Annotated in this window: 13 protein-coding genes and 2 pseudogenes; 9 read left to right on the forward strand and 6 right to left on the reverse strand. The window is 61.3% G+C overall.

The window, feature by feature from the left end; genetic code table 11:
• The first annotated feature begins 104 nt into the window (after nt 1-104).
• Nucleotides 105-1,361, forward strand: a complete 1,257-nt coding sequence (sbmA, locus tag FJ970_RS32655) for a peptide antibiotic transporter SbmA (RefSeq protein WP_140765851.1) — start codon at nt 105-107, stop codon at nt 1,359-1,361.
• A gap of 116 nt (nt 1,362-1,477) precedes the next feature.
• Here the strand turns inward: sbmA and FJ970_RS32660 are convergent, their stop codons facing one another.
• Entirely contained in the window at nt 1,478-1,828 is a 351-nt protein-coding gene (locus tag FJ970_RS32660) for a hypothetical protein (protein ID WP_227792259.1), read from the reverse strand.
• On the opposite strand from FJ970_RS32660, the gene FJ970_RS33835 reads away from it, so the two are divergent.
• On the forward strand, nt 1,821-2,048 hold the full coding sequence (locus FJ970_RS33835) for a hypothetical protein (RefSeq protein ID WP_181178857.1): 228 nt from the start codon (nt 1,821-1,823) through the stop codon (nt 2,046-2,048). The two genes, FJ970_RS32660 and FJ970_RS33835, sit on opposite strands and share 8 nt — an antisense overlap.
• Before the next feature lie 708 nt (nt 2,049-2,756).
• On the opposite strand, the pseudogene FJ970_RS32670 reads toward FJ970_RS33835, so the two are convergent.
• A pseudogene (locus FJ970_RS32670) lies at nt 2,757-3,928 on the reverse strand (ISAs1 family transposase).
• Nucleotides 3,929-4,160: 232 nt separating this feature from the next.
• Here FJ970_RS32670 and FJ970_RS32675 point away from each other — a divergent pair.
• The 5 genes and pseudogenes from FJ970_RS32675 to FJ970_RS32695 all read left to right on the forward strand — a co-directional run bounded on the left by FJ970_RS32675 (nt 4,161) and on the right by FJ970_RS32695 (nt 9,658).
• A pseudogene (locus FJ970_RS32675) lies at nt 4,161-4,510 on the forward strand (DoxX family protein).
• Nucleotides 4,511-4,618: 108 nt separating this feature from the next.
• A complete protein-coding gene (locus tag FJ970_RS32680) occupies nt 4,619-5,077 on the forward strand; it encodes a sugar dehydrogenase complex small subunit (RefSeq protein WP_140764079.1) in 459 nt (152 codons plus the stop codon).
• Between the two features lie 9 nt (nt 5,078-5,086).
• Entirely contained in the window at nt 5,087-6,721 is a 1,635-nt protein-coding gene (locus FJ970_RS32685; RefSeq protein ID WP_140764080.1) for a GMC family oxidoreductase, read from the forward strand.
• Nucleotides 6,718-8,109, forward strand: a complete 1,392-nt coding sequence (locus FJ970_RS32690) for a c-type cytochrome (protein WP_227792263.1) — start codon at nt 6,718-6,720, stop codon at nt 8,107-8,109. Before FJ970_RS32685 ends, FJ970_RS32690 begins: the two co-directional genes overlap by 4 nt.
• Nucleotides 8,110-8,257: 148 nt before the next feature.
• Complete coding sequence (locus tag FJ970_RS32695) at nt 8,258-9,658, forward strand: mercuric reductase (RefSeq protein ID WP_140764081.1); 1,401 nt, start codon at nt 8,258-8,260, stop codon at nt 9,656-9,658.
• A gap of 59 nt (nt 9,659-9,717) precedes the next feature.
• Here the strand turns inward: FJ970_RS32695 and FJ970_RS32700 are convergent, their stop codons facing one another.
• Together FJ970_RS32700 and FJ970_RS32705 are read right to left on the reverse strand one after the other, a co-directional pair.
• Nucleotides 9,718-10,386, reverse strand: a complete 669-nt coding sequence (locus FJ970_RS32700) for a trimeric intracellular cation channel family protein (protein ID WP_140764082.1) — start codon at nt 10,384-10,386, stop codon at nt 9,718-9,720.
• 207 nt (nt 10,387-10,593) lie between these two features.
• Nucleotides 10,594-11,868 carry a M20 family metallopeptidase gene (locus tag FJ970_RS32705; protein WP_140764083.1) on the reverse strand — a complete coding sequence of 425 codons (1,275 nt, stop codon included), beginning with the start codon at nt 11,866-11,868 and terminating at the stop codon, nt 10,594-10,596.
• A 248-nt stretch (nt 11,869-12,116) separates the two neighbouring features.
• Between FJ970_RS32705 and FJ970_RS32710 the strand changes: the two genes are divergently transcribed.
• Together FJ970_RS32710 and FJ970_RS32715 are read left to right on the forward strand one after the other, a co-directional pair.
• Nucleotides 12,117-12,689, forward strand: coding sequence for an NADPH-dependent FMN reductase (locus tag FJ970_RS32710; protein ID WP_140764084.1), 573 nt, complete (start codon nt 12,117-12,119; stop codon nt 12,687-12,689).
• A gap of 743 nt (nt 12,690-13,432) precedes the next feature.
• Nucleotides 13,433-13,732, forward strand: a complete 300-nt coding sequence (locus tag FJ970_RS32715; RefSeq protein WP_210243073.1) for an NAD(P)-binding domain-containing protein — start codon at nt 13,433-13,435, stop codon at nt 13,730-13,732.
• 234 nt (nt 13,733-13,966) lie between these two features.
• Here FJ970_RS32715 and FJ970_RS32720 read toward each other — a convergent pair whose 3' ends face one another.
• Both FJ970_RS32720 and FJ970_RS32725 read right to left on the reverse strand, forming a co-directional pair.
• Nucleotides 13,967-14,911, reverse strand: coding sequence for a threonine/serine dehydratase (locus tag FJ970_RS32720; RefSeq protein ID WP_140764085.1), 945 nt, complete (start codon nt 14,909-14,911; stop codon nt 13,967-13,969).
• Entirely contained in the window at nt 14,908-15,924 is a 1,017-nt protein-coding gene (locus FJ970_RS32725) for a succinylglutamate desuccinylase/aspartoacylase family protein (RefSeq protein ID WP_140764087.1), read from the reverse strand. The genes FJ970_RS32720 and FJ970_RS32725 overlap by 4 nt, the downstream gene beginning before the upstream one ends.
• Nucleotides 15,925-15,929: the final 5 nt, after the last annotated feature.

The raw sequence follows: 15,929 nt of genomic DNA on the forward strand, positions 1-15,929 counted from the left end.
CCTGGCTCCGCCACTTGTCAAGTCATCCCAAATAGCCCTTCGGGAGCTTTGTGCGCCTGCGTCAGATGGCGCTTTCGCGTTGCGTAGTTGAAGGAGAGCCTCTCGTGTTCGTATCGTTCTTTCCCAGGCCGCGCCTGTTCTTCCTCTCAGCTTTTTTGTGGACCGTCCTCGCCATGACGCTGTGGTATGTCGTCGGCAAGCACGCGGGCGTGTCTATAGGCCTGCCGCCGCTTCCGCCCGGGACGATGCCGCGGGTCGATGCCTCGTATTTCTGGTCCGGGCCATTTCTTTGGTTTGATATCTATTTCGCGATCGCATTAGGCATATTCGCGGCATTCTGGATGTTTATGGCGCCGCACCCTTGGGCGCTCTGGTCCATTCTCGGTTCCGCCCTCATCATTTTCACCAACTACATTCAGGTTGAGGCCAGCGTCGCGATCAACAATTGGTACGGACCTTTTTACAATCTGATCGAGGCCGCCTTGTCCAGATCGGCGCCTGTCACTTTGGCCGAGTTCTACACAAAGATCGGCGGGCTCGCGGGGATCGTCGGCGTCGGTGTCGGCGTCGGCGTGCTGACGCGCTTCCTCGCTAGTCACTACATCTTCCGCTGGCGTACGGCCATGAACAGCTACTACATGGCGCATTGGAGCCGGCTGCGCACCACCGAAGGTGCCTCGCAGCGCGTGCAAGACGACACAATGCGCTTCGCCTCGACGATAGAAACCCTGGGCATCAATTTCATCGAGTCGGTCATGACGTTAGTCGCCTTCCTGCCCGTCCTGCTCCGCCTCTCCGCCGATGTGACCGAACTGCCGCTCATTGGGCACGTGCCTTATGCACTCGTCGTCGCCGTTGTCGTCTGGTCTATTTTCGGAACGGGTTTGCTCGCTCTCGTCGGCATCCGCTTGCCGGCGCTACAATTTCGTAACCAGAGGGTTGAGGCGGCCTACCGCAAGGAGCTTGTTCATGGCGAGGATAGCGCCGAGCGGGCGCAGCCGGCGACGATCGCGGAACTCTTCTCGCACATCCGGCGCAATTACTTTCGACTTTATCTCAACTACGTTTACTTCAATGTGGTTCGACTGACTTATTTACAGGTAGATAACATCTTCCCCTACGTCGTACTGGGACCAAATATTGTGGCTGGCAAAATCACGCTAGGTGCCATGAACCAGATTCTGAACGCCTTCCTGCAGGTACGTACGTCTATGCAGTTTCTGATCAATTCGTGGACGGTGATCGTGGAACTCTTGTCCATCTACAAGCGCCTGCGCGGCCTTGATGCCAATATCCGGGGCGAACGCCTGCCCAAGATTGACCGGCGCTTCCGCGAGGATCCTCTCGAGACTCCCTGGTGACCTCGGCTAGTGACCATCACCGTTGATCTGCTGCGACGTCAAGGAGTTCGGATCGATCTCCCGCTGCTTCAGCATGTACCGGATCTGCTTCGGCCCCTTGTTCAGGAAGACGCCCGTCAGCAGGGACAGAATCCAGAAAGGCGCGCCGAAGAGGCTGCCTGTGTGGTCTCCGGTTTAGGAGTCACGTCAGGGTCGGGCGCTTTCGTGCGCTCTGCCTTGAGCTGGATGCGGATGCGGACGTCGTCGGACTGCGGCGTGTCGTCGAGCTGACTCTGGATCTCCTCGAGGATCTCGGCACCCTGCTCGCAAGTCCCGCTGCTCTTGTGATCGCGGATGAAGATTCTGTAATAGCGCATGATCATTGCCCCGAGGCGTTCGCGGTTCGCTTCCCGCTGTGCCTGCCGCCTCGCCTTGTTTACAGCCTTGAAGAGGCTGGACATGCACTCGAGAAAGATGTCGATGACCACAGCGTTTAGCAAGTGCTCTAATTGCCATTGCTTTGCACAGCCAGATTTCCCTCTCGGCGAATTTGAGGAGGCGAGCAATGGAAATCGTGCATTCCTGTCGCGGCTGAAATTTGCCTGGCTGATTGGCTGGCACATCCTGCTGCCGGCAATTACCGTCGGACTGGCCTCGTTCATCGCGATGACAAAGTTGCCGGAAAGGGGCGTCGCGACTTTCCTTTGAAGACGCCGCTGAGCTGAAGTCAAACACCAAGCGCAATATTGCGGGCTCGATCAAACTCGTTCTGGCCGGTGTTCTTGCGTTATCTCGGCCTGCCGCCATTCTCTGAATCAAACGGTGGCCTAGTTATTGGAACGCTGACATTCGTGATGTCCAGATTGCCAAGCCGATGATGACAATCAATATCCAGAAGAGCGAATTAAAAAGCATGCGAACAAGGTCGCGGTTTTGCTCCTTGGTGACGCCAAGTCGATCCGAGATAATGTCGCCCGGCGCGATAAACAGCCAGAGTATGAATCGACCGAGCCTTCCCATGTCCCGTTCCTCGCCGCTTCAGCCAGACACCAAACCACCAAGCTCCGTGCAAGTCGAGCGTGGTCATACTTGAAATCTCTCGTTCAGATGCACATCAGTCCTTGGCACCGGAAAATCAGCAAGGCTAAGAACAGATTGCCGCCGCTCCGTTGCGCGGCACGCCAACGGCGTCGCCTCATGCCAACGGAATTTCGGGCGTGACGCCGTTTAACCAAGGCGCAGCTCGTTAACCGTCAAAATCGTGTCTGGATGCCGTTTCATTCCCGACGCGATGCCAACGCAACCATGCATGGCATGTTGCGCTTCATCTCGGGCCGCATAACCGGTCCCGAACGACGTGATCTTGCAGTCCGTCAGGCAACTACCCAGCAACTACCCCAGGGCTGCGAATCCAGGTTAACGGGGAAGTTGACCGAGGATTGAGGCGAGGTAGTCGGGGCTCCATCCGGCCTTTTTGCGCCTCAGTTTGATCGACTGCCTGTCGTTGATTGCCCGGACGAGGTTGAGGGCAAAATGGCGGACGATGGCCATGTTGTGGGCGCCATGGCCCTTTCTGAGCCGCGACTGGTCGTCCTTGAAGACGACATCAAGGGTCCAGTGCAGGGCATTCTCGATCAGCCAGTGGCCGCGCACGGCGTGGGCGGCCCGTTCGGCGGTGAGGTCGGCGGAGGCGATGAAGTAGCGGGTATCGAAGCGGCTCCTGTCCTTCAGTCCGGTGCGTGAAAAGTGACGCGGACGATGGCCTTGACCTCAGGCAGGCGCAGTTCGCCGGGGAAACGGCGCTGGCCTGCGAGCCATCCAGTCTCGCGGCTGACGGTGACGACGCGTTCCTCGATGCGGCCATGGCCCTTGTCGAGGTCGGTGAAGCTGTCGAGGCTGTCTTGCGGCGCGTCGTCGAAGTAGCGCTCGATCTCGGCGCGCAATGTCGGCTGATTGGCCTTGACTGCGAGCAGATAGTCGGCGCCGTGAGCGCGGATTGCGGTTGCGATGGCGGCATTTGTGGCAATGGCGTCAATGGAGACGAGCGCGCCCAGGAGGCCGCCATTGGCGCCGAGGCGCTCCAGAAGCACGGGAATGGCCGTTGTCTCGTTGCTCTTGTCGGCCACGGCCTCCTGGCCGAGCACCAGCCGTGCGGTGGTGGCGAAGGCGGAAACCAGATGCAGCGGCGCCTTGCCTGCGCTCTTGTCGTGGCTGCGCCGCGAGGTCTTGCCGTCGATGGCAACGAAGTCGGGCTTGTCCGGCCACGTCTCGCGCACCCACGCGGTGAAGGCGCCGGCAAACAGCGCCGGATCGATGCGGTTCATGAGCAAAGTCAGCCAGCGGCCGCCCGGCACGCCGTGATGGTAGGGCAGATAGCGGCGCAGGAAGTCAAGATGGGCATTTCCCCACGCTGCTATCAGGTCGTAATCCTCGCAGTCGCAGATCGTGCCGCAGACGACCAGAAGCAGCACCTCGGGCAGCGGATGGGCAACCCGCCACGGCTCACGCGGGTCTTCGATCTCGCCAAAATGCTCGAGAAGCGACCTCAGGCGGGACTTTTCGAATCCTTCAAGGGCGACAGTGGTCATGGCGAGGCTCCGAATCATGGGACCCCCATGGAATCAGATCAGCCGCAATCCCCAAAGCGCGTTAACCCGAGTTCGCAGCCCTGGCAACTACCCTTGCGGCATTGACTCCCGACAGGGCCAGCGTAGGCTGGAGGGCACTCAGCGCGTCGGTCGTCTGGCATTGCCGTGACCGGGGGGAAGCCCATGATCGATCAGGTAGCGGGACCTTCTGCTACGGCTTTGCCTCGGCGCGATGTTCATCGCCGCGCGATGCTCAAAGTCAGGGTTTTCACCATTCCCGGCACCGTTGCCTTTTTCAAGTCGCTTGGGCTGCCCGGCTGGCTGGCCTATGTGACGATCGTGGCGGAACTGGGTGGCGCGGCCTGTCTCATCCTGGGCATTTATCCGCGCTATGTCGCCCTGCTTTTGGTGCCGCTCATCCTTGGCACCATCGTCACCGTGCACGGCAAAAAGGGATGGCTGTTCAGCAACACCGACGGCGGCTGGGAATATCCGGCGTTCTGGGCTGCGGCTCTTTTTGCAGTGTTTCTTCTGGGCGACGGAGCAGCCACGCTGGTCGCATCGCCTTATTTCGGGTTTTGACGATTTGAGGCGATAGTCAAAGCAGCGATTGTGCGTTGCGCTTAGCGAGGACAGGTCGTGGAAAGGCTTGCCGATTCAATCGATCCACCGAATCCTAGCCGGCGACTGATGCTGTTTGGGCTGGTTTCAGCCTATACGGCCTCTTTGATACCTTGGGCATTGGCCCAGGAGGAGACCGATGCGGATAGCGGTGCTTTCCTGGCGGTTTCCGCCATTCTGGTCGGCCGCCAGTCGCTCGATCAGGCGCAAGCCCGACGCTTATACGCAGCGCTTGTCGCCGACGAGCCCGGGTTTCCGGCGGCCGCCAAGGCGCTGCTCGACACAATCGAGCAGCGCAAGATCGATCCCATGCAGTTGCAGAAGATTCTCAACGACGAAAATTCGCCGCTCAAGCTTGTGCCCTGGCGGATCGTGACGGCCTGGTACATGGGCATCGTCGGCGACGGCGCGAAGGCGCGCTGTCTCGCTTTTGAGACGGCACTCAACGCGCAGGCAGTTGCCGATGTGTTGAAGCCGCCGACCTACGCCTATGGGGCCTATGGCAGCTGGATCAGAAAACCGATCTGAGGGAATATGATGGCCGACATCCTGTCAGCGGATTTTATCGTCGTCGGCTCGGGGATCATGGGTTCACTGGTGGCGCACAAGCTGGCGCTCGCGGGTGCGTCGGTGATCATCCTCGAAGCGGGCCCCCGCGTCACCCGCGGCGAACTGGTGGCGCGCTTCCGCAACTCCACCCGCCGCAGCGACTGGATGTCGCCATATCCGCCCGCCTCCTGGGCGCCGCACCCGGTTTACCAACCTGAGCCGAACAACCATCTCATCCAGGCCGGGCCATATCCCTACGCGGCCGAGTACATCAGGCAGGTCGGCGGCACGACGTGGCATTGGGCGGCGCATGCCTGGCGCAACGTACGCAACGATTTCAGGATCAAGAGCCTCTATGGTGTCGGCGTCGACTGGCCGATGAGCTACGACGACCTCGAACCATTCTACCAGGAGGCGGAGGAGATCATGGGCGTTTCGGGTGCGCCCAACACCGGTTCGCCGCGCAACAAGCCGTTTCCGATGGAGTCTGTGGCCGAACCCTATGCCATGCGCCGCCTGCGCGAACGGCTTGTCTCCGACTATCCGGTCGTGTCCAATACCACGGCGCGCAACAGCCGCCCTTATGACGGCCGGCCAGCCTGCTGCGGCAACAACTCCTGCCAGCCGATCTGCCCCATCGACGCCCAGTATCATGGCGGGCTTGCCGCGGCGGCCGCCGAAGCAGCTGGTGCAAGACTGATCGCCAACGCCAATGTCTACAAGCTCGAACATGACGAAAAGGGTCGCATCGCGGCGGCACTCTACTACGATTCCGACAAGGCCTCGCATCGGGTGACTGGCAAGACCTTCATCGTCGCCGCTAACGGCATCGAGAGCCCGCGCCTGTTGCTCCTTTCGGCCAGCGACAAGTTCCCGAACGGCCTCGCCAACAGCTCCGACATGGTCGGGCGCAATTTGATGGATCATCCCAGCACGTCGCTGACCTTCGACGCGGACGAGGACGTGTGGCTGGGGCGCGGGCCGCAAAGCCCAAGCTCCATCAACACCATGCGCGACGGCGCGTTCCGCTCGGAGCATGCGCCTTACCGGCTCGATTTCACCAATATCTCGCGGGTCGACGGTGCGACGAAGAGCCTGATAGCAGCGGGTGTCTACGGCGCTGAATTGGAAAAGCGCCTGCGCTTCAGCGCGGCGCGCGAGATGAACGTGAAGAACGTGCTCGAAGTCCTGCCGGACCCTGAGCACAGGATCACGCTCAGTTCGGAAAAGGACGCGATGGGCATCCCGAAGCCCGAGGCGCATTATGCGATCGCCGACTATACCGTGCGGGGCCATGAGCGATCCCAGCAGGATTTTCGGCGCATTGCCGAGCTGATGGGCGGCACCAATCTGCGCTTCAGCAAGAACGGAGACTTCGCCAACAACCAGCATATTTGCGGCACGTTGAGCATGGGCAGCGACCCCAAGACCTCGGTCTGCGACGGCTATGGTCGCGCGCACGATCACGAGAACCTGTTTCTCGCCAGCACCGGTGTGCTGCCGACAGCGGCGACTTGCAATTCGACGGAAAATGGCCTGGCGGTAGCACTGCGCTCGGTTGCGCACATATTGGGACAGCAAGCGGCCTCGACCGGCGCTGCTGGCGGCGCGGCAAAATCATGAGCCGCGCCATGCCTCGCCTGTTTCGCCGCTCAGGTGTTGCCTTGGCGCTGTCGATTGCCGTGAACCCTGCTCTTAGCGCGGATATGGATCAGATTGCCCGCGGCAAGTATATCGCTACTGCCTCCGATTGCGTGGCCTGCCACACCGCTCCCGGCGGCGCGGTGATGGCGGGCGGCCTGCCGCTTGCAACGCCGATCGGGCCCATTATGTCAACCAATATAACCCCGTCGAAGGAAAACGGTATCGGCAGCTATACGCTGGAGCAGTTCGGCGCGGCGTTGCGCAAGGGCGTGCGTGCCGACGGCAAGCATCTCTACCCGGCCATGCCCTATACGGCCTATGCACTGCTGTCGGGCGACGACGTCGAGGCACTCTATGCGTTTTTCATGAACGGCGTGGCCCCGGTCGAGACTAGCCCCGCCGAAACGAAACTGCCGTTTCCGTTCAACATTCGCCTGTCGATGGCGGCCTGGAACCTGCTGTTCCTCGACAACGGCCCTTACAAGCCCGATCCGGCGCATGACGCCGAATGGAACCGCGGCGCCTATCTGGCGCGTGGACCCACGCATTGCGGTACCTGCCATTCGCCTCGCAATCTATTCATGGCGGAAAAGACCTCCAGCGAAATGGCCGGCGGCGATGTCGGCTTCTGGCATGCACCCAACATCACCTCCGATGCCAACAGTGGTGTGGGCGGGTGGAGCGTCGAGGAACTGGTCACTTACATGCGTGACGGCCATGCCGCCGGCAAGAGCCAGGCGGCCGGTCCGATGGCGGAAGCGGTAGACAACAGCTTGCGATTCCTGATGCCTGAAGATTTGCAGGCGATCGCGGTCTACGTGAAATCCATACCGGCGGCTCACGATGCCGTCGACACGAAGCCGGTCTTTGCATGGGGCAGTCCTTCGGACGAACTGGAGAGTATCCGCGGCTTTGCGTTGCCGCAGGATCGCGACAAAATGAGCGGCCCGCAGCTCTACGACGCCTATTGCGCGAGCTGCCATCAGGCACAAGGGCAGGGCAGTTTCGAAGGCGGTCTGCCGCCGCTGCTGCACAACACCGCGCTCGGCCGAGAAAATTCCAACAATTTGGTGATGGTGATGCTGGAGGGCCTGCGTCGCCAACCGGACGTTCTGATGCCCGGCTTCGCGAAGGAACTTTCGGATACGCAAATTGCCACGCTGGGCACCTATCTGATTCAGCATTTTGGCAACCCGGCGGCCAAAGTGGACGTTGGGCAAGTCTCGGAGCTGCGCGCCGGCACGCAGAAATCCATGCTGGTTCCGGCCATACGAGTGGCCATGGTCGTCGGCGCGCTGGTGCTGATCGGGCTTGTCGTCCTATGGCTGCGTCGGCGAAGAAATAGGGCCGTTGTGGTCCAGCATTGAGCGGAAGTCACGGTGTGACATGACGCTCTCAACCCTGTGCATGTCGCCCAAATACTGATCTGCTTTGGGATGAGGGGATGCATAAAAACAAAGGCCCAAGCCGCGTCGAATGAATCCGTTCAGATGCGATGGCCTGGCGGAGATGGTGATGGCCCTGCCGGAACAGTTCGATGCCCTGGTTCTCGGAAGCGGCGAGGGCGGCAAGTATCTCGCGTGGCACCTGGCAAAATCAGGGCGTCGGACCGCGGTCGTGGAACGAAGATGGATTGGCGGTTCCTGCCCCAACATCAACTGCCTCCCCAGCAAGAATGAAATTTGGAGCGCGAAGGTCGCGGATCTGGCGCGCCATGCCGCTAAATTCGGCACGCGGACTGGTGCGGTTACGGTCGACATGGGCAAAGTCCGCCAGCGGAAGCGTGACATGGTCGAAGGCCTGATCGCGATGCATCTGCAAAACTACAAGGCGAGCGGCGCCGAACTTGTCATGGGTAGTGGTCGCATGGTGGAATCGAAGACGATCGAGGTAGGCCTGAACGACGGTGGAACACGCGTCCTGAGTGCTGATCAAATCTTCCTCGATGTCGGGACCCGCCCCGCGATCCCGGACGTGCCCGGCCTGACTGACGCAGCGCCGCTCACCAATATCGAGGCACTCGATCTCGACTATGTCCCTTCGCATTTGATCGTGCTGGGAGGCGGTTATGTCGGTCTCGAACTGGCCCAGGCCTACCGTCGCTTCGGCAGCCGGGTCACCGTCATTGATCGTGGATCTCGGCTGGCCCGCCGCGAAGATGCCGATGTCGGTGGCGAAGTAGAGCAATTCCTGGCCGCGGAAGGCATCCACATACGCCTGTCGACGGATATTCTCAGGGTGAAAGGTCAATCCGGTGGAACAATCAGCCTCGTGCTGCGCACGCCCTCGGGCGAGCGGACCATGGAAGGCAGCGACATTCTGGTGGCGGCCGGCCGCGTTCCCAACACAGCGGGAATCGGACTCGAAGCGGCGGGCGTCAAGCTCGACGATCGCGGATATATTCATGTCAACGAAAGGCTGGAGACAAGCGCGCGCAACGTATGGGCGATCGGGGAGTGTGCCGGCAGCCCACAGTTCACGCATGTCTCCTACGACGATTTCCGGATCATCCGCGATAACCTCGCTGGAGGAATTCGCACGACACGGGACCGGCTGGTCCCGTATTGCATGTTCACCGATCCGCCCCTCGCGCGGGTGGGTCTGAACGAAGATGAGGCGATGCGCAAGGGTATGGCGGTGCGGGTCGCGCGGCTTCCGATGAAGGCGGTGTTGCGCACGCGAACCATCGACGAAACCACGGGGTTCATGAAGGCGATCATCTCCGCGGATGACGACCAAATTCTTGGCTTTGTCATGGTCGGCCCGGAAGCGGGCGAGGTCATGGCCACGGTACAGACGGCCATGCTCGCCGGCCTGCCATACACGCACCTGCGCGACGCCATATTGGCGCATCCGACCATGGCGGAGGGCCTCGGTGCGTTGTTCTCGAATGTTGCGGCCCGCAACGGATCGTAGGCGCCACGAGAGGCCGGACGGTGCCCGGCGGAGGCCGTGGACATACCGCGACCGAGGATTCAGCGTGGCTCCTCATCGCTCGAATTATCTGTTTCAGCGCGCCGCTGCGCCGACAGATGGGCGACTGGCAGATGCCAGCCATGTCTGATCGCCATGAAGCGAAGGCCGAAACACAAGATTGCTCCGGCCAATGCCGAGATGCCATAGGAAAAACCGAGCATATTGCCGACGACGGCGATGGATGCACCGGCCAGTGCTGCCACAGCGTATAGATCGGAACGCAACACCTGTGGAATTTCCACAAGAAGAACATCCCGCAACATGCCACCACCGATGCCAGTCAACATGCCGAGCAGGGCTGACATTACCGGGCTTAATCCGAACTGAGTTGCCTTTTGCGCACCGGCGACGGCGAAAAGCGACAGTCCCGCCGCGTCGAACCACAGAACGGGTTCGCGCAGCCTGTCGACACCGGCATACCAGAAGGAAACGATGAGACCGGCGAGAACCGAAACCAGCAGATATCGTCCGTCAGTCAGGGCCGCCGGCGGCACTGCGCCAATTAAGAGATCCCGGGTAATCCCACCGAAATTTCCGGCAACGAATGAGAGCACGAGAATGCCGAAAATATCGAGGCGCCGATTGACTGCCGCAACTGCGCCGCTGATCGCAAAGACGAAGGTTCCGACCAAGTCGAGAACGTGCACGAAGGTTCCAATGGCGACCATGCCGTTCCTACTCGTGAAGGCTAGGGTGCAGGACTGATACCGGTTTTGGGTAAATCCGGGCTCAATCAAGTACCCGATCTTCTTTGTCCATCTGAGGGGACGTTCGGCGCTCCAAAATGCCAGACCGCAAGCGCGAAACGACTTCAGAAAAGTTCGCATGCAAGCGCAAAAGGCAATCCCGACAACCACAATCCTGGCAGGCGAATGTCACGCCGCACCGAGCCAGGCCAACGTGCCAACGACCAACGCCTCGACGCCTGTTTCCAGGGTGGGATGCAGAACCGGCGCGAATTGCGGGCTGTGATTGACCGGCAGTTCGTTCAGCTTTCCCGCCGCCTTGGCCTTGGCATAGACTTTGGGATCATTGCCGCCCACGAACCAGAACACCGAGGGCACCTGCCATGCGGTGCCGAAGCAGCCAAAATCCTCGCTCGCTGGGGCTGGGCCGGTATGTTTCACCCGATCTGGCGAGAAATAACCGCGAAACGCCTCGGCGATGCGGTTGCTGGCGGCTTCGTCATTCACGTTAAGCGGGTAGCGGTCGAGCGGCGTGATCTCCGGCTTGCGCGGCGCGCCCGAGGCTTCGGCCTCAGCATTGACTATCCGCTCGATGGCGGCAAGCACATGCTTGCGCACGCCAGCGTCGAATGTCCGCACATTGAGCTTGATGACGGCGTCGTCAGGAATGACATTTTCCTTGGTGCCCGCCTGCAGCACGCCAACCGTGACCACCGCCGCATCGTTGGCTGCAACCTCGCGGGAAACAATAGTCTGCAGCCGTAGCACGACGGACGCCGCCATGACGACAGGATCAATGCTTGCCTGCGGCATCGAGCCATGCGCGCCACGGCCAAAAAGACGAATTTGCAGGCTGTCGGCCGCGGAGGTGATGGGGCCGGCGCTGCCAGCAACGGATCCGGAGGGACCGACCATGACATGCTGGCCAAGCACGACATCGGGTTGAGGAAAGCGTTTGAGCAGGCCGTCGTCGATCATGGCCTGAGCGCCTTGCGCGGTCTCCTCACCCGGCTGGAAGACGGCCATCAAGGTACCCTTCCAGGCATCGCGCGTCTGCGACAGGAGTGTAGACGCCCCGACCAGCCAGGCCACATGCATATCGTGACCGCACATATGGCCCACCGGCACAACATTGCCTTCGGCGTCCTTCGCCGTAACCTTGCTGGCATAGGCAAGCCCAGTGTTCTCTGCGATCGGGAGCGCATCCATGTCGGCGCGCAGCATCACCGTCGGGCCTTCTCCGTTGCGGAGTAAGCCAACCACACCCGTTTTGCCCACCCCGGTCGTCACGTCGAAACCGGCTTTCTTGAGCCTGTCGGCGGCAATGCCCGCTGTGCGCGTCTCCTGCATCGAGAGCTCGGGATGTGCGTGGACATCCTTGTAGAGCGCCTCAAGCTCGGGCAGCAGCTTGGTCATGTCCTTCAACATGGCGGAAGCGCTTTTGGTGTGGACATGCTTTGTCATGACGGACTCCTGTTCGTCCTCGATGCCTCCCGCTCTGGAACGGTCCGGGCAAGTCGGCGATCATGATCATGACCATCCACAGCGGCGGCAAGGTGGATCTTCGCAATCAACTGATCGTGACCTTGTCTCGCGCCAACGTAGCTGCCGCACAATCAGGGTGACAATCGGATTCAACAGGCAAACAATGATTTTCTGGGATGCGGGGTTGGTTTTCGATCAGACACGGCTCGACGAAGCAGGAGACCCTTATGACTACGCACAAAGTGGGCTATCTCATCGGCAGCCTCGCCAAAGGCTCGATCAATCGCAAACTCGCCAAAGCACTGGTGCGGTTGGCGCCGCCCGAACTCGAAATGTCGGAGATCGCCTTCAAGGACCTGCCGCTCTATAGCTACGACTATGATGCCGACTATCCCCCCGCCGGCAAGGCGTTCAAGGCGGCCATCGCAGCCGTCAATGCTGTGCTGTTCGTCACGCCGGAATACAATCGTTCGATCCCGGGCGGGTTGAAGAATGCGATAGACTGGGCGAGCCGACCCTACGGCACCAACTCGTTTGCCCGCAAACCGTCCGCAGTGATCGGCACGTCGCCAGGCGCAATCGGCACCGCCGTCGCCCAGCAGAATCTGCGCAGCGTGCTCGGCTTCTGCAACTCGCCCCAGATGAACGCCCCGGAAGCCTATATCCAGTTCACACCGGGGCTGATCACCGATGACGGCGAGGTCACCAATGACGGCACCGCCGATTTCCTGCGCACCTTCATGCAGGATTTCCACACCTTCATCGCGAGGGTTCGTTCAGTGCTGCCGAAAGATGCGTAGAGGCCGCTACAAGGGGCGCGTTATCCCTTGCCTTTCCATCTGTGGTCGATGTCTCTCTTGCTTTGTCCAAGCGGCGAGCGGACCATGGTATTGGTACCATGTGGGAATTCGCGGCCGAGCGTTAAGCCGCCGCGCCAAACGCTGCATATGCTGAAGGAACCGAACCCAGGATTCCTGGCAATGACTGCCCGAAGCACAAGTAGCGCACGAGAGTTGACACCGTTGTCTTCTCCGCCTCAACGCGTGCGGTATTCGCCGCGGCAGGATCCGGGTCAAGGCTATTGCGCTCGGTCTGGTGCGTATGCCCACGGCCGCGCGTTAACTCAATGGTCCCGAATCCGTCTAGAGGACGCCGACGTGTTCGATGAACGTGAGCGGGTCTTCCTGCGATTCGGCAAGGCGATCCTTTCGCTCCGGTGCTGTTCAAGCACACACTTGAGCACTTCGCTGTGCAAGCGCTGGCCGATGCCATGATCGTTCTCGGTTTCTACAGAATACTATCTGGGTTCAGCCAGACTTCAACCTGCGCAACCATCCCGTGGAAGACCGGAATTGGGTCAAGGGCTGACCTGGAACGCGCACAATCTGCTGAAGGAACAGGATCATGAGCAAGAAGATCGGATCTATTGGCCTCGGAACGATGGGCTTCCCTATGGCCGTCAACCTCAAAAGGCCGGTTCGAGGTGATCGGCTAAGACGCCTTCAAAGGCATTTACGAGAAGGCGGGCGGCGCCGGCATCACCATGGTCGATACGCTCAAGGAGGTCGCCGAACAGTCAGACGATGAGATCACCTCGACGGTGCGCGACTATGCACAGAACGTCGAGGTCATCCTTGGTCAAAAGGGCCGGCTCGCGGCGCATGCCAAGGGCAAGACGATCATCATGCGCACGCTCCACCCCGAGACGACGAACGGGCTGGGTGAGAAGGTCGAAGCAGAAAGCGATTTCACGCTGATCAGCGCGGCGGTGAGCGGCGGGCATTCGGGCGCTGTTCAACGCGGTATCCGCGACGCGCCTGTTCACGTCCATGGGCAGGGATAAGCCTGCGGCATAACAAATCGGCCGTAACGCGGGAGAGCGGATCGAACATGCCACTACAAACCTTCCGCCATCGTCTGATGGGTTAGAGTGGCATAGCTCGAGGCACGGCAATCTCGATGAAGGGTGCGCGGCCGTAACTGAACGAACCTCCGGTGCTCTCCCGAGCAGCGTGCCCAAATGGGATGTCGTGCGATGCAGGCACAGCTTTTGTCCGCTTTTCTGACACCAGTCAGCTTATCCCCGGATCGCATCCGGCCCCGCACCGCAAACGATGGCGCAGATCCGCTCGCTCGCGTTCAGCCGTACTCGGCCTTCTGCGATTGCGGCTATCGCGGCCGCGCCACTGAGGTCGGCGGCGAGGCCCATCTCGAACCAAAGGCCCTTCGCGGCGCGCAGCATCTCGTCGTCATCGACCAGCACGATCTCGTCGACTTTGTCACTGACAATGTCGAAGATGCGGTCGTCGGTCTTAGCACACGCCATGGTCGCCACCGAGGTCGTCACCTTGTCCAGCGCGACGTTGCGTCCTGCTTCGAGCGCGCGCAGCAGCACTGGTGAGCCCGCCGCCTCCACGCCGACGACGCGGATATGCGGCGCCAGCGCCTTGATCGCCGTCGCCACGCCGCTGATCAGCCCGCCGCCACCCATGGCGACCAGCACCGTCGTCACGTCCGGCATCTGGTGGAGGATTTCGAGACCGACGGTGCCTTGCCCGGCCACCACCGCCGGGTCGGCGAACGGGTGGAAGTAGACCGCACCAGTCTCACGAACGAAGGCCTGAGCCGCCTCGTTCGATTCATGCCAGGCAGAGCCGACGATGTGTGTGGCCGCACCCCAGGCTTGCAGCTTCTCGATCTTGGCCGGCGAGGCATTGGTGGGCAAGAAGATGGTGGTCTGCACGCCGGCCATGAGACCGGCGCGCGCGGTGGCAATGCCGTGGTTCCCGCCCGACGCGGTGACGATGCCATGCGTCAGCATCGCACGGTCCAGCGACAGCAGCTTGTTGGTGGCGCCGCGCGCCTTGAACGACCCGGTGACCTGCAGCAGTTCCAATTTCAGCATCAGTTCGACATCGCCGGCCAGGGGTGTCTTGAAATTGGAACCGGCGATCATCGGCGTGCGTCTTATGTTGCCCTCAATGCGCGCGGCGGCGGCGCGGATGTCTTCCAGCGCAATCACGCTAGCTCTCCTTCGTAGCGCGTGGCGACAGTGACGCAGCAATTGCCGACGACGACACGGCCGGGCTGGCGGCGGCCATAGACGATGCCGTCCGAGAGGTAGCGCACGGTCTCGGGCGCACGGCCGGGATCGGCCAGATTGTGGATGCGGCCGGCGTCCTCGCCAGCATGGACCACGGCGCCCAGAGCATGGAACGGTTCGAACACACCGTCACTCGTTGCCAGCACATAGCCGTCATGGCCGGGAATGCGCAGGATCTTTTCAGGTCGCGCGGCCCGCGGCTTGCCGGTCGGCGGCAGCACACCGAGATGGCTGAGCACATTGCGCACACCCTTGCGGCAGATGCCGAGCGCATCGAGCGACACCGTGCCGGCGCCGGCCATCTCGGTGCCGACCGTGGTCAGCCCGGCGCGCACCGATGTGGCTGTCGAGGTGCGCGGTTCGCCGAGATTGTCGATGACGACGGTCAGCGGCGCGTCGAAGGCCAGTACTGCCTCCATGTTGCGCTTGCGGTGGGCGGCATCCGGCGCCGGCTCGATGATGGCGCTGGGCAGGATGTTGAGCGAGGAGCCGCCTGAATGAAGATCGACATAGGCGTGGCCGAGCGGCATGACGATGTCGCTGACATAGGCCGAGATCTGCTGGGTGATCGTGCCGGTGGGGTCGCCCGGAAAGGTGCGGTTGAGGTTCAGCCCGTCAACCGGCGAGGTGCGGCGGCCGGCCAGAACGGCGGGCAGGTTGATCGCCGGCAGGAAGATGATGCGGCCGCTGACCATGCCCGGGTCGAGATCGCGGATCATTTCGCCGAGCGTGATCGGCCCCTCATATTCGTCGCCATGGTTGCCGGCCTGCAGGATCGCAGTCGGGCCGCTGCCATTGCTGATCACGGCAATCGGGATGCGCGTCGCGCCCCAGGCGTCTTCATGTGGCGAATGCGGGATGTCAACGAAGCCGACCTGCTTGCCGGCGCGGTCGAAGTCGATGGTGGTGCGGGCGGTGGACATGCGAGCCATGTTTC

It is taken from the genome of Mesorhizobium sp. B2-1-8, assembly GCF_006442545.2.
Classification (GTDB): domain Bacteria; phylum Pseudomonadota; class Alphaproteobacteria; order Rhizobiales; family Rhizobiaceae; genus Mesorhizobium.